At 62.2% G+C, this 13,902-nt stretch carries 13 protein-coding genes; 10 read left to right on the top strand and 3 right to left on the bottom strand.

What is annotated here, in order from left to right; all coding sequences use genetic code 11:
• Nucleotide 1: 1 nt before the first annotated feature.
• From AC0L2V_RS12535 to AC0L2V_RS12525, 3 genes are all read left to right on the top strand, one after another.
• Nucleotides 2-2,221 (top strand): 3-hydroxyacyl-CoA dehydrogenase NAD-binding domain-containing protein, encoded by a 2,220-nt coding sequence (locus tag AC0L2V_RS12535; RefSeq protein ID WP_473520217.1) that lies wholly within the window; start codon nucleotides 2-4, stop codon nucleotides 2,219-2,221.
• 82 nt (nucleotides 2,222-2,303) lie between these two features.
• A complete protein-coding gene (locus AC0L2V_RS12530; protein ID WP_473520216.1) occupies nucleotides 2,304-2,954 on the top strand; it encodes a S24 family peptidase in 651 nt (216 codons plus the stop codon).
• A 9-nt stretch (nucleotides 2,955-2,963) separates the two neighbouring features.
• Nucleotides 2,964-3,800: a thermonuclease family protein gene (locus tag AC0L2V_RS12525; protein ID WP_473520215.1), complete on the top strand. Its 837-nt coding sequence runs from the start codon at nucleotides 2,964-2,966 to the stop codon at nucleotides 3,798-3,800.
• On the opposite strand, the gene AC0L2V_RS12520 is transcribed toward AC0L2V_RS12525, so the two are convergent.
• Nucleotides 3,763-5,412, bottom strand: coding sequence for a lysine--tRNA ligase (locus AC0L2V_RS12520; protein WP_091600333.1), 1,650 nt, complete (start codon nucleotides 5,410-5,412; stop codon nucleotides 3,763-3,765). The two genes, AC0L2V_RS12525 and AC0L2V_RS12520, sit on opposite strands and share 38 nt — an antisense overlap.
• A gap of 168 nt (nucleotides 5,413-5,580) precedes the next feature.
• Here AC0L2V_RS12520 and AC0L2V_RS12515 point away from each other — a divergent pair, with 168 nt between their 5' ends.
• Nucleotides 5,581-5,991, top strand: coding sequence for a tellurite resistance TerB family protein (locus tag AC0L2V_RS12515; RefSeq protein WP_091600334.1), 411 nt, complete (start codon nucleotides 5,581-5,583; stop codon nucleotides 5,989-5,991).
• A gap of 88 nt (nucleotides 5,992-6,079) precedes the next feature.
• On the opposite strand, the gene AC0L2V_RS12510 is transcribed toward AC0L2V_RS12515, so the two are convergent.
• Entirely contained in the window at nucleotides 6,080-6,898 is an 819-nt protein-coding gene (locus tag AC0L2V_RS12510; protein ID WP_091600345.1) for a transporter substrate-binding domain-containing protein, read from the bottom strand.
• Nucleotides 6,899-7,189: 291 nt separating this feature from the next.
• Here AC0L2V_RS12510 and AC0L2V_RS12505 point away from each other — a divergent pair, with 291 nt between their 5' ends.
• From AC0L2V_RS12505 to AC0L2V_RS12495, 3 genes are all read left to right on the top strand, one after another.
• Complete coding sequence (locus AC0L2V_RS12505) at nucleotides 7,190-7,924, top strand: helix-turn-helix transcriptional regulator (RefSeq protein WP_091600335.1); 735 nt, start codon at nucleotides 7,190-7,192, stop codon at nucleotides 7,922-7,924.
• 97 nt (nucleotides 7,925-8,021) lie between these two features.
• On the top strand, nucleotides 8,022-8,660 hold the full coding sequence (locus AC0L2V_RS12500; protein WP_027155170.1) for an acyl-homoserine-lactone synthase: 639 nt from the start codon (nucleotides 8,022-8,024) through the stop codon (nucleotides 8,658-8,660).
• Nucleotides 8,661-8,675: 15 nt separating this feature from the next.
• Nucleotides 8,676-9,422 (top strand): enoyl-CoA hydratase-related protein, encoded by a 747-nt coding sequence (locus AC0L2V_RS12495; RefSeq protein WP_084646899.1) that lies wholly within the window; start codon nucleotides 8,676-8,678, stop codon nucleotides 9,420-9,422.
• A 70-nt stretch (nucleotides 9,423-9,492) separates the two neighbouring features.
• Here the strand turns inward: AC0L2V_RS12495 and ppk2 are convergent, their stop codons facing one another.
• Nucleotides 9,493-10,401, bottom strand: a complete 909-nt coding sequence (gene ppk2, locus AC0L2V_RS12490; protein ID WP_027155172.1) for a polyphosphate kinase 2 — start codon at nucleotides 10,399-10,401, stop codon at nucleotides 9,493-9,495.
• A 194-nt stretch (nucleotides 10,402-10,595) separates the two neighbouring features.
• Here ppk2 and AC0L2V_RS12485 point away from each other — a divergent pair, with 194 nt between their 5' ends.
• From AC0L2V_RS12485 to AC0L2V_RS12475, 3 genes are all read left to right on the top strand, one after another.
• Nucleotides 10,596-11,864, top strand: coding sequence for a sensor histidine kinase (locus AC0L2V_RS12485; RefSeq protein ID WP_473520214.1), 1,269 nt, complete (start codon nucleotides 10,596-10,598; stop codon nucleotides 11,862-11,864).
• A gap of 201 nt (nucleotides 11,865-12,065) precedes the next feature.
• Nucleotides 12,066-12,791 (top strand): phosphate signaling complex protein PhoU, encoded by a 726-nt coding sequence (gene phoU, locus AC0L2V_RS12480; RefSeq protein ID WP_473520213.1) that lies wholly within the window; start codon nucleotides 12,066-12,068, stop codon nucleotides 12,789-12,791.
• Between the two features lie 91 nt (nucleotides 12,792-12,882).
• Nucleotides 12,883-13,890, top strand: a complete 1,008-nt coding sequence (locus AC0L2V_RS12475) for a magnesium and cobalt transport protein CorA (RefSeq protein ID WP_473520212.1) — start codon at nucleotides 12,883-12,885, stop codon at nucleotides 13,888-13,890.
• Nucleotides 13,891-13,902 lie beyond the last annotated feature (12 nt).

Genomic DNA, 13,902 nt, shown 5'->3' with positions numbered 1-13,902 from the left:
GATGAGCTACACCAACTTCACCCTCGACATTGACGCCGATGGCATCGCGCTGGTCACCTGGGACATGCCCGACCGCTCGATGAACGTCTTCACCGAAGAGGTGATGCTGGAGCTGAACGCCATCGTCGACAAGGTGGCGAGCGACGCGTCGATAAAGGGGGCGGTGATCACCTCCGGCAAGGACACGTTCTCCGGAGGTGCCGACATCACCATGCTGCAGAAGATGCTGTCGAAGTTCGCAGCCGATAAAGCCAAGGACCTGGACAAGGCGACCAAGGCATTGTTCGACAATGCCGGCTACATGACCGGCCTGTTCCGCAAGCTGGAGACCTCAGGCAAGCCGTGGGTATCGGCGATCAACGGCATCTGCATGGGCGGCGCGTTCGAGCTGTCGCTCGCTTGCCATGGCCGTGTCGCGGCCGATTCCGACAAGGTCAAGATGGCGCTTCCCGAAGTGAAGATCGGCATCTTCCCGGGTGCCGGCGGCACTCAGCGCGTGCCGCGGCTGACCGACCAGCAGCAGGCGCTGCAGATGCTGACGTCCGGTCAGACGCTGTCGCCGCAGAAGGCCAAGTCGATGGGCCTGATCCATGAGATTGCCGAACCGACGAAACTGGTCGAAACCGCCAAAGCCATGATCAAAAATGGCTTGAAGCCAGTGGCGCCGTGGGACGAGAAGGGCTTCAAGCTGCCCGGCGGCCCGGTCTATTCGGTGGCCGGCGCCAATCTATGGCCACCGGCAATCGCCATCCTGCGTCGCGAGACCTATGGCAACTATCCGGCTGCCGCAGCCATCCTGAAATGCGTCTATGAAGGCCTACTGGTGCCGTTCGATACCGGCTTGCGCATCGAGCAGCGTTATTTCACCGAGATCATGCAGACCAGGGAAGCGGCGGCGATGATCCGTTCGCTGTTCGTGTCGCTGCAGGAACTGAACAAGGGCGCGCGTCGTCCGGCCGGCGTGCCGGAAACCAAGTTCAAGAAGATCGGCGTGCTCGGCGCCGGCTTCATGGGCGCCGGCATCGCCTATGTCACGGCCAAGGCCGGCATTCCGGTGGTGCTGCTCGACCGCGACATGGACGCTGCCGCCAAGGGCAAGGCGCATTCGGACAGCCTGATCTCGGATCAGGTCAGGAAGGGCCGCGCCAAGCCGGAGGACAAGGACAGGCTGCTGTCGCTGATCACGCCGACGGCGGACTATGCCGACCTCGCAGGCTGCGACCTGGTGGTCGAGGCGGTGTTCGAGGATTCGGGCGTCAAGAAGGACGCCACCGAAAAGGCGGAGGCCGTGCTGAAGCCGGCGGCGGTCTTTGCGTCGAATACGTCCACCATCCCGATCACGTCGCTGGCGAAGAATTCGGCGCGGCCGAAGAATTTCATCGGCATCCATTTCTTCTCGCCGGTCGACAAGATGATGCTGGTCGAAATCATTTTGGGCAAGAAGACGGGCGACAAGGCGCTGGCCACTGCGATCGACTTCGTCCGCGCGATCAAGAAGACGCCGATCGTCGTCAACGACACGCGCGGCTTCTACGTCAACCGCTGCGTGCTGCGCTACATGTCGGAAGCCTACAAGATGCTCATCGAGGGGATTCCGGCGCCGATGATCGAGAACGCGGCGAAGGCCGCCGGCATGCCGGTCGGCCCCTTGGCGCTGACGGACGAAACGGCGATCGACCTCGCGCAGAAGATCATGAAGCAAACCATGCGCGATCTCGGCGACAAGGCGGTCGACCCGAAGCAGATGACGCTGATCAACACGCTGGTCGACACGCATGGCCGCTTCGGCCGCAAGAACGGCAAGGGTTTTTACGACTATCCGCAAAAGCCTGCCAAGAAGAAGCTGTGGCCGGGCCTGAAGGATCTCTATCGGCAGTTGCCGCCTGAAGAGGTCGACTATGAGGAACTGAAGCAGCGGCTCCTGGTCACCATCGCGTTGGAGGCGGCGCGGGTGATGGAGGAGGGCATCGTCACCGATCCGCGCGAGGCCGATGTCGGCTCGATCCTCGCTTTCGGCTTCGCGCCCTTTACCGGCGGCGTGCTGTCCTACATCGACGGCATCGGCGCAAAAAAATTCGTCAAGATCGCCAAGGGTCTTCAGAAGAAGTATGGCGGCGAGTTCAAAGCGCCGAAGCTCCTGCTCGAGATGGCAGAGAAGGGCGAGACTTTCTACGAACGCTTTGATCCCTATGCCAGGAGCGAGGCCAAGAAGGCGGCGTGACGCCGCCTTCGGTGGTGGACAAAATCACGGCCACCGGTTAGAACGGAGAAGGTATTTTTTCCTGTTCGGAAGGGGAGCAAAAGTGCTCTCGCATGATCGCGTTTGGGCCGCCATCGATGCTCTCGCCGAGCGCTATTCGCTCTCGGCCTCGGGGCTGGCGAAACGCGCGGGCCTCGATTCGACCGCCTTCAACAAGTCGAAGCGGCTGTCCTCGGACGGGCGGCCGCGCTGGCCGTCGACCGAGTCGCTGGCCAAAATCATCGAGGCGACCGGCGCCTCGCTCGACGAATTCACCGGACTGGTCGAAGGCCGGGGCAAGACCGTCCCCGGATCTCTGCCGGCACAGAAATCTTCGGTGCCGCTGCTCGGCTTCGCCCAGGCCGGCGCCGGCGGCTTCTTCGACGATGCCGGCTTTCCCGTGGGGCAGGGCTGGGACCTGATCGAGCTTCCGGCACGGGCGACCGAAATCTCCTATGCGCTGCAGGTCCAGGGCGATTCCATGCTGCCGCTCTACCGCAACGGCGACGTGCTGATCGTCGAGCCGGGCGCCGCCACCCGCAAGGGCGACCGCGTCGTCGTCAAGACCAATGCCGGCGAGGTAATGGCCAAGGTGCTGGACCGTCAGACGGCGAAGTCGATCATGCTGGTCTCGCTCAATCCCGATCACCCGGATCGCGACATCCCGATGCGCGATGTCGAATGGGTGGCGCGGATTGTCTGGGCAAGCCAGTAGGGGCCGCCGGTGAGTCCGCTTCATGCCGCCGCCGCGGTATTGACGATCCTGGCAATGGGGGCTGCGATTGCCGCAGGTGGCCGCTCCGTGCTGCAGGACGAAAATGGGCGCGTCGCGGCTCGGGCGCAGGCCAGCATCGCGGCGCAATCCCAAGCGCCTGCTACATCAGCAAATCCGCGACCCAAGGCGGCGAGCCCAGAGGCGCGTTCCAGGGCCATCGATCCCGAAGTCGTCGCGCCGCCGCAGCTTCAGCCGCAAGAGCTTGAGCGGGTCGAGCCGCGCGCGCCGCTGAGTGAGTTGGCGCTGGCCGGACCGCCCAAGCCGCCCAAAACGAAAATGCCCGACGACTGGAACGGGACAAAACTGTTCCAGCCGGTTGCATCGGCCGCCGGTGTGATCGAGGCCAAAGGCTACTCCGTCGCGATTTCCGGCGTCGACATCGTCAGGCAGGACGAAACGTGCACCGACGGCGGCAAATCGTGGACGTGTGGCACCCGGGCGCGAACGGCGTTCCGTGCCTTCCTGCGCGGTCGGGCGGTGGTCTGCACGGTGCCACCCGAGGGCGGCCGCGACCTGATCACCGCCGAATGCCGCGTCGGCAACCAGGATGTCGGCCAGTGGTTGATCGAAAACGGCTGGGCGCGCGCCGCCAACGGTGGCCCTTACGTCGAGGCCGGCGAGAAGGCCCGTATGGCGAGGAAGGGCATTTTCGGGCCGGCGCCCAGTCTCTCCGGCCTGCCTCCGGCACCAGCCCCCTTTGCGGCCACAGCGCAGCCGACGCAGCCGATTCTCGATCCTTCGGCGGCGGCTACGCCGCCAGCTGACCAGCCAGCGCCTTCTGAATGAGCGCGCGGGTTTCTGCTATTCCGTAGAGCGCAGCGAAGGAACCGAAGCGCGGGCCGCGCTCCTGTCCGATCAAAATCTGGTAGATCATCTGGAAGAAGGCGACGGAGACGCCCGGCCCGCCTTCCGGGCTCTGCTTCGAATGGTCCTGATAGCGCTCGATCTTGCGCGCGACGTTGAGAGCGGCATTCTGGATCGCCTCGCCATCGGCATCTGTCGGCAATGCGGCGAGCGCTTCGGACAGTTTCGTCAGCGCCTCGCGCTCGACCGCATCGGCGGCCCGGTACACCTTGGCCGGCTTCACGAAATCGTCGAAATAGCGGATCGCATACTCGGCCAGCCGGTCGAGCTCGGGATGGGTCTTCGGCGTCACGCCTGACGTGTGGCGCAAAATGAACCCCCACAGCACGTCCTTGTTCTGGGCGTTCGAGGCGCTGACCAGATTGAGCAGCAGCGCGAACGATACCGGCAGGTCGACGACAGGCGGGTTGCCGTCATGCATGTGCCAGACGGGATTTCCCAGCCGCTCCTTCCACTCCTGCCGGCGATAGGCGGACAGAAAGGCGTAATACTCGTCCACCGCCTTCGGAATGACGTCGAAATAGAGCTTCTTGGCCTGCCGCGGCCGCTGGTACATATAGAGCTCGAGGCTTTCGGTCGGCGCGTAGGTCAGCCACTCGTCGATGGTCAGTCCGTTGCCCTTCGACTTCGAAATCTTCTGGCCGTTCTCGTCCAGGAACAGCTCATAGACGAAATGCTCGGGAGCGCGCCCGCCCAGGATGTTGCAGATACGGTCGTAGATCACCGCATTCGTCTGGTGGTCTTTGCCGAACATTTCGAAATCGACGCCGAGCGCGGCCCAGCGCATGCCGAAATCCGGCTTCCACTGCAGCTTCACCCTGCCGCCGGTTATGGGCAGCGTGGTTTCGGTGCCGTCATCGTCGAAGGTGATAGTGCCGGCCTTGGCGTCGACATGCTTCATGGGGACGTAAAGCACGCGGCCGCTTTTGGGGGAAATCGGCAAGAACGGACTGTAGGTCGCCTGACGCTCCTCTCCGAGCGTCGGCAGCATCACGTCCATGATTTTGTCGAAACGTTCGGCAGCGCGCAGCAGAACGTCGTCGAAACGGCCAGCCTTGTAGTATTCCGTCGCGCTGGCGAACTCATAGTCGAAGCCGAACGTGTCCAGGAAACGGCAAAGCATTGCGTTGTTGTGGTCTGCGAAGCTCGCATAGTCGCCGCCAAAAGGATTGGGAACGGACGAGAGCGGCTTGTGCAGGTGCGGCTCGAGTGCGGCGCGATCGGGGACGCTGTCCGGAATCTTGCGCATGCCGTCCATGTCGTCGGAAAAGCACAAGATCTTGGTCTTGACGGTGTCCCGGGTGAGGACGCGGAAGGCGTGGCGCACCATCGAGGTGCGTGCGACCTCGCCGAAAGTACCGATGTGCGGCAGCCCCGACGGACCGTAGCCGGTCTCAAACAGGACAGTCTCGGGAAAGTCAGCCCCTTTGTAGCGATCGACGATCTTCCTGGCTTCCTCGAACGGCCACGCCTTGCTTTCGGCCGCTGCCGCAAGCACCTCGGGATTGAGATCGATGATGTTTGATCCCGCCATGTCACTGTTTTCCAAATTATTCGCTGGCATCGTCGCAAGAAGGGGCCGGATGATTTTTTCAACCGGTCTCTAGGCGTGCCTGCCGTGGGCGTCAACGATCGCGGCGCTTTTTCCTTGCGACGCCGGTGCCGCGTTCCTAACTTCGGAGCCCGTTTGAGGAGTTTTTAAATGCCATTGCCACCGCACGAAGCCCTGATCTATCTTATGGTCATCACTTCCGCGTCCGATCGTGACATGACCAATGTCGAATTGGCGCGGATTGGCGACGTCGTCCGCTCATGGCCGGTGTTCGAGGACTTCGACCACAACCGGCTGGTCGGCGTCGCCCAGGACTGCCAGAAGTTGCTGCACGAAAAGGACGGGTTGGAAGGCGTTTTGGCGCACGTCGCTGAAGCACTGCCCGAGCGCCTGCTTGACACCGCCTATGCCGCAGCCTTCGAGGTCGCGGCCGTCGACCTCGAAATGCGCCTGGAGGAGGTGAGGGTGCTGCAGCTTATCCGTCGCCAGCTCGATCTCGACACGCTCACCGTCGCCGCCATCGCCCGTGCTGCCAAGGCTCGCCTGCGCACGCTGACTTGATCCAGACCCCAACGGTTCAGAAGAAACTGACAGGGCCGGATCAGAAAAAGCTGACCGGGCCGGATCAGAAAAAGCTGACCGGGCCGGATCAGAAAAAGCTGACCGGGAAATAGCGCAGATAAAACTCGGCGAAGATGCCCTTCACCGAAATCTCCTGCAGTGCGTAGTCGAACGCTGCGGCCAGCGCTGGATCGTTGGCCCTGGTAGCGATGGCCATGCCCGACCCCAGATATTCGGGCGCCAGATAGGGACCGCCGGCAAAGCGGCAGCAGGCTGCGGCATTCGAACTGCCCAGCCAGAAGGCGAAGCGCATGCCGTCGCCGAAGCCGGCGTCGACCTTGCCGGCCTTGAGACCGTCGTAGAGCTCTTCCAGCTGCGCGAAAGGAACAACCTGGACGGTGCCGAAGTAATCGCGCAGCATCCGCTCATGCGCGGAGCCTGCGACCACGCCGACGCGCTTGCCACGCAGTCTGTCGAAGATAGGCTCCGTGAGCGCCTTTGCCTTCGGCATGATGAAGCGCGCCGGAAACTGCAGGTAGGAACGCGAGAAAGCATATTTCGATCGCGACTCCGGCGTGGCGGCAATGCCGGCAATGATCGCTTCGCCTTCGCCCTTTTGCAGCGCCCCTTCGAGCTCGGCCCAAGGCAGCGCCTGGATCTGGCATTTTTCGGCGATGCCGAGTTCGGCGCAGATCGCGCGCGCCAGATCGACGTGGAAGCCGGACAAGCGGCCCGCCCCGTCGAGGAAGTTGAACGGCGGGAAATCGGTGGTGGTCAGGAATCTCAGACGCGGCAGCGCGGAAAGGTCAGGCTTCGGCAGCCGCTCCTTGGCATCCCACAGCACCGGCACTTGCGGCTCCGCGGCACGCGCTCCCGTGAGCCACGCTGCCCCCGTCATTGCCAGCATCAAGACGATGGTCATCCACCGAATTGCCACGATCGAGCTCCGCCCTGTCCTGTCCAATGTGGCTTTTGGTACGAAAATGCCACAGGCACAACGGTTTTTGATTTCATCACGCCGATTTAGGGCTATGCTTCGGCGAGCTTGCAAACATGTGTGGCGGTCGGCTGGAGGGTAGCCGCAAGCCGCTGCAAACTGAGGGGAGCAGGTTTGTAATCCGGGGTCGAGGGCAAAGTGCGGGTCAAGCACTGGGCCGTTGATCTCAACGCGGGAAGGCAACATGGGGTAGATGTTGCAATGGGCCATTTCGATCGCACACTGGAATTCATAGATCAGCTACAGCACGCCGATACGGCGGCCGCGGTCTGCGAAAAACTGCTTGGCATAACCTCGGAGTTCGGCCTGACGGCGCTGATGGCCGGAACGGTTCCGCAACCGGGCACGCCAAGAGGCCAGCAAAAGGACCATGTGCTGCTTTGCGAGTGGCCGGGAGAATGGCTGGAGCGCTATGTGGCGCGCAACTATGTCGACCATGACCCCGTTGTCAGCCACATGAAGCAGCTGCAGGCGCCGTTCCAGTGGCGGGAAGCGTCCCAGAGCATCCGCATCGACAAGAGCAGCGGCGAAGTGATGGGCGACGCCGGCGAATTCAAGCTGCGCGACGGATTGGCCTTCCCGCTGATCACGCTCGATGGCCAGATCGTCATGGTGTCGCTGGGCGGCGAGGCCGTCGAATTGTCGGGCGCCGATTTTGGGCTGGTGTCGCTGGTGGCGACCTATGCGATTGGCCGCGCCATGCAGATCCACACGATGGCGGCCAAGACCGTCGACCACCACGTCGAACTGACGCCGCGTGAGCGCGAATGCATGCAATGGGCCGCCGTCGGCAAGTCCGAATGGGAGATTTCACAGATTCTCGGAATTTCGGAACACACATCAGAGAAACACCTTCTTAACGCCAAAAGCAAACTCGGTGCCGTCAACCGGGTGCAGGCGGTCGCGGAAGCGATAAGGCGCGGCTATATTAGCTAGCTCGGCCGTGCCGGCCTAGAAATTCTTGCCTACGTGATCGCGTAATTTCCTCGGGACAGCCCGGCCGTATCTTCCTATTGAACCTAGGAGACGGCAGATGCTTTTTTCCCTTACAACACAGGAACTTATGGAACGCCCCGACCTTTGGGAGGCCGTTCATCGCTTACGCTACAAGATTTTCGTCGAGGAGATGGGGTGGACCGATCTGCAGCGCCCCGACGGCCTTGAGATCGATCAGTTCGACCATGACGAGGCGGTGCATCAGCTCGTCATCCGCAATGGCGAACTCGCCGGTTATCAGCGGATGTTACCGACAACGCGTGCGCATCTTCTGACCGAGGTGCTGGCGGACCTCTTTGAAGGCACGCCGCCATCCGGGCCGAACGTGTGGGAACTGACCCGCTATGCGGTGGCGCCGGGCTTTCGTGACGGCAAGCGCGGCGTCTCGACGGTCGGCACCGAGCTCATTGCCGGCTTCGTCGAGTGGGGGCTGAAGCGGAATGTCAACCAGGTGATCATCGAGTTCGAACCGATGTGGGTCCTGCGGGCGCTGCAGTTGCACTTCTTGGCGAAGCCGCTTGGCTACCAGCGCACCTATGGCAACCAGCAGGTCGTCGCCACACTGCTCACCTTCAACGAGCACACGCTTGAGGTGGTGCGGTCGCGTCGCAGTCATTTCGCGCCGGTTCTGGCCAGGGGATATCCCGACAGGCTCGGAATGAGGCAGGCCTCGTGAGAATTGGAGACAGCCATGAACATCCACCCGCAAACAGAGTTCCGCAATCATTCGCTGATCGTCACGGTGTCGTCGGATGACGGCCGGCCGGTGCTGGACGGGCGAGCCTATGAAAGCCTGGCCAGGATCTTCCACGAAGCTGCAATCGACGATGATGTGCGCGTCGTGGTGCTGCGTGGCCTCGCCGGCTGCTTCTGCCTCGGCGGCGATTTCTCCGAGTTCCTCGACGCCACCAAGCATCAACGGTTGATCGCTGCCGTCACCGACATGTTCCGCACGTTGGCGACGTTCCCCAAACCGGTCCTTGCCTGTGTCGACGGCGACGCCGTCGGTGTCGGCTGCACCATCCTGTTCCATTGCGACATGGTGATCGCATCTGACGAAAGCACGTTCCGGGTGCCGTTCGTCGATTTCGGCCTCGTGCCGGACGCGGCGACCAGCATCCTGGCGCCGCAAAAACTCGGTTATGCCGGCGCTTTCCGCTTCTTCTGCCTGGGCGACACGCTCAGTGCCGCAGACGCCAGGATGCTGGGCCTGGTCACGGAGATCGTGGTGGGCGACGTCGAGGAAGCCGCACTTGGCAGAGCCAGGCAACTCGCCAAGAAGCCGGTCGCCGCACTGCTGCAGACGCGCGACCTGCTCAAGGGCGACACAGGCGCACTCTGCGATCGCATCGACCAGGAGATTTCGCTGTTTCAGCAGGCTTTGCAGGACGATACCACACTGCGGCGGCTGCAGCGGATTGCCCGGCTGGCGGCATGAGACGTCATTCGGCAGAATGACAGGAATATCCGGAATCGTGCCGCGCGTCCTTGGGGCGCGCGGCAGCGCTTCAGGCCTGTCTTCCCAGGAACGAAGGCCCTTCCCCGATGATCTTCTTGTCTTCCTTGCCGATGGCGTCGAGATCGCGGCCGTCATAGGGAAGCGACAACAGGATGCGCCGGATGATGGCAAGTCGCGCGCGCCGCTTGTCGTTGGCCTGTATGATGATCCAGGGCGCGAATTCCTTATGCGTGCGTTCGAACATGAGATCGCGCGCCTTGGTGTAGTCGTCCCATTTGGCGATGCCGGCAATGTCGATCGGCGAGAATTTCCAGTTCTTCAAAGGACTCCAGCGGCGATCGTGAAACCGCTCGAGCTGTGTTTCCCGACCGATGTTCAGCCAGAATTTGAAGAAATGGATGCCCTCGTTACAGATCATCCGTTCAAAATACGGCGTCTCGTCCAGGAATTTCTGATGCTGCTCCGGCGTGCAGAAGCCCATAACCGGCTCGACGCCGGCGCGATTGTACCAGGAGCGGTCGAAGGTGACGAACTCGCCGGATGTCGGAAAGTGCGCGACATAGCGCTGGAAATACCATTGCCCGATTTCGGTTGGGCTAGGCTTGGTCAGCGCCACGTTGCGCGCTGTCCTGGGGTTCATGTACTGGCGCAGCGCGAAGATTGTGCCGCCCTTGCCGGCGGCATCGCGTCCTTCGAACAGCGACATCACCCGCTTGCCCGTCGATTGCAGCCATGCCTGTGCCTTGACCAACTCGATCTGCAGCCGCTCGAGCGTCTCGTCATACTCGTCGCTTTTCATTTTCTTGTCGTAGGGGTAGCCGCCGGCGGTCAGCTTGTTGTCCTCGATCCAGTCCGGAAGCTTGGGATCCTCGATGTCGAACTCGAACTCCTTGCCGTTGATCCGGATCTTTTGCGGACCTGGAACAGGCGCGGCAGCATCTTCCTTGGGGTTTTTCATCGAGACGAACCTTTCCAGCTTCCGGACTCATGCTATTGGGAGCCTTACTGCATCGGCCCGAAAATCGGAATCGATTTTCGAAAGGAACGATGCAGCAGATTTAGTGATAGCGCCGGTCAGCGGGAAATTTCCAACCTGCCGGTCGGGGTGGGGACGGAGGCACAGTGCGCGCGAATGGCTGACAGTAGCTGACAATGGCTGATATGGGCGGCGCAGAACAGCGAACCACGGCGCAAGCCGTCGCCACCCGGTTGTGGAACAGCCGCTGGCTGCTTGCGACCGGCATCGTCGCGATCTTGACGGTCTATGGTTTCGCAGACATGTCCTTCCATGTTGTGCTGCTGGCATGTGCTGTGCTGCTGCTCGCCGCGATGCTGCCGGCCGGCGTAGCGCGCCAATCCGCGGAGGATGCCGCGGCGATTGAGGCGGGCGGGCTACAACAGCTGTCGGGAGAATATCTGGCGGCCGCCGTTGCCGATCCGCTGATCATCTTCGATCGCACCGCGACGATCGTCCATGCCAACGCCGCCGCCTTCGCCGCCTTCGGCGGCATTGCACCGGGCATGTCGCTGTCGCTGAAATTCCGGGCGCCCGAGATGCAGGCCTTGCTGGACAGTATCCTGTCGGGCGCCGCCGCTTCGGACGTCGTCGAATATACCGAAAAGCTGCCGGTCGAACGGGCCTATCGCGTGAGTGCATCTTCGGTCGGCCACGGCACCGACCTCTATGTGCTGGTCTTCAAGGACCAGAGCGAGGCGCGCCGCATCGACCGGATGCGGGCCGACTTCATCGCCAATGCCAGCCATGAGCTGCGAACTCCGCTCGCCTCGATTTCCGGTTTCATCGAGACGCTGCGCGGCCCGGCCCGCAACGACCCGGCGGCGCGCGAGCAGTTCCTGCAGATCATGCACAACCAGACCGGCCGCATGGCGCGCCTGATCGACGACCTGCTGTCGCTGTCGCGGCTGGAGATGAAACCCTATCTGAAGCCGGGAACCGAGGTCGATCTCCGCCAGACCCTCGACAGCGTCATCGATTCGCTGGGTCCGCTTGCCCGGGAAAACGGCGTTGCCATCGAGCGGGATTTCGCGAAAGGACCACTCAATGTGCCGGGGGATCGCGATGAACTTTTCCAGGTTTTCGAAAATCTGCTGGAAAACGCCTGCAAATACGGACAGTCGGGTGGACGTGTCGTGGTGACGATTGCCCACAGCGATGACGGTCCCGAACCGGGCATCGACGTCACCATCCGGGACTTCGGGCCCGGCATTCCCGAGGAGCACATCCCGCGCATCACCGAACGTTTCTACCGCGTCGACGTCGAAAACAGCCGGACCCAGAAGGGCACCGGCCTAGGCCTGTCCATCGTCAAGCATATCCTGACGCGCCACAACGCCAGACTGTCGATCAAGTCGGAGGTCGGCAACGGCGCAGCTTTCACGGTGCATTTGCCGGCGCACTGACACCTCACTATCTAAGAACGCGCCGGCCCGAGTACCGGAAGACTTTAGGACCGCTGGATGCGTGGATACAGGACTTTAGAGCCTACTCTGTGGCCTAGTGGACGCACGTCGCTCTAACGGTTTCTTTTTTCTGTCATCCGGCTAGCGTATCAGCGGGGATTCGAGGAACGACTCGGACCAGAAGACCCGGGAAGGCATTCCATGCAGTCCGTGCACATCGTCAGCGCCTATGACGAGGAGCTGAAATATCTGTCGAAGCGCATTGCCGCGATGGGCGGGCATGCCGAACGCATGGTCGAACAGGCGATTGCGGCCCTGGTCAACGCCGACCCTGGCCTTGCCCAGAAGGTCATCCGCGACGATGCCGTTCTTGACCAGGGGCAGCGCGAGATCGACGACAAGGCGATCATCATCATCGCCAAGCGCCAGCCGATGGCGACGGATTTGCGCGAGATCGTCGGCGCGATCCGCATCTCGGCGGATCTCGAGCGGGTCGGCGACCTCGGCAAGAATGTCGCCAAGCGCGTGGTTGCCGTCACAGAAGGGCGCCAGCCGACCAGCCTGTTCCGCGGCATTGCGGCCTTAGCCGACCTGGCGTTGACGCAGCTCAAGGAAGTGCTCGACGTCTACGCGTCGCGCTCGGTGGAAAAGATCGGCTTCGTGCGTGACCGCGACGATCAGATCGACGCCGTGTACACCTCGCTGTTTCGCGAGTTGCTGACCTACATGATGGAAGATCCGCGCAACATCACGCCCTGCACGCACCTGCTGTTCTGCGCCAAGAACATCGAGCGGATCGGCGACCACGCCACCAATATCGCCGAAACGATCTACTACATCGTCACCGGCGACCAGATGCCGGCCGAGCGGCCGAAGGGCGACAAGACAGACAAGATTGTGCTTCCCGCAACGCTACCGGCGAAGTGAACGGCTGCCTCTCGAACCCATTGCTGATTTAGGCTAAGCTTTACCGAACGTTCCTGATCCTGACCCGAGGCCACGCCTCCAGGAGGTAGCGATGGAGACCGTTCGGAACCTGACGCCGGCCCCGCCGACATCGGCCATCGTCGCTTCCAGCGTCTATACCGCCGGCCGGCGTGTCGCCGACATTCCGATCGAGGAAGCCGGCGATTGGGCCAAGAAGCCAGGTCATGTCGTCTGGATCGGCCTGCTGGAGCCGGACCGCGACCTGTTGCTTCGTGTCCAGGCGCAATTCCACCTGCACGATCTGGCGATCGAGGACGCCGAGCATCCGCATCAGCGGCCGAAGATCGAGCAATATGGCGATGCGTTGTTCATCGTTGCCCGCACGGCTCAACTGATCGACAGGCGCGTCACCTTCGGCGAGACGCATCTGTTCGTCGGCGCCGGCTACATCGTCAGCGTCAGGCACGGTCCGTCGACTTCTTATGCCGTCGTTCGCCAGCATTGGGAAAGCTGCCCGCATTCGCTAGCCAAAGGCGAGGATTTCGTCCTCTATGCCATTCTCGATTTCATCGTCGACAACTACATGCCGGTGCTCGAGCAGATCGAGGACGAGGTCGAGGCGATCGAGGACAGGGTTCTGCTGAAGCCGATGACCGGCTCCGACATAGAGCGGCTCTATATGCTGCGCCGCGATCTCTTGCGCCTGCGCAACGCCGCGCTGCCGCTGGTGGAAGTCTGCCGCCGGTTGACCAGCGCCGACCTGCCGCAGATCCATGCGGCCATGCACCCACTGTTCCGCGACGTCACCGACCACATCCGCACCGTCCAGGAGAAGATCGACAGCTTGCGGGAGGTGCTCGCATTTGCCTTCGAGGCGAGCCTCCTGGTTGGCCAGAGCCAAGAAACGGCGATCACCAAGAAGCTCGCCTCATGGGCTGCAATCCTGGCGGTGCCGACGGCGCTCGCAGGCATCTACGGCATGAACTTCAACGACATGCCGGAACTTAGGATGGAATATGGCTACCCGGTGGTTCTGGGAGCGATTATTTTGGTCTGCTCGGTTCTCTACTGGCGCTTCCGCAAGAGCGGCTGGCTGTGAAGAGTAGGGCAG

This window comes from Mesorhizobium sp. WSM4814, from assembly GCF_055811595.1.
Note: the sequence above shows the minus strand (reverse complement) of the source record. Positions and strands in the feature narration are given on the sequence as shown.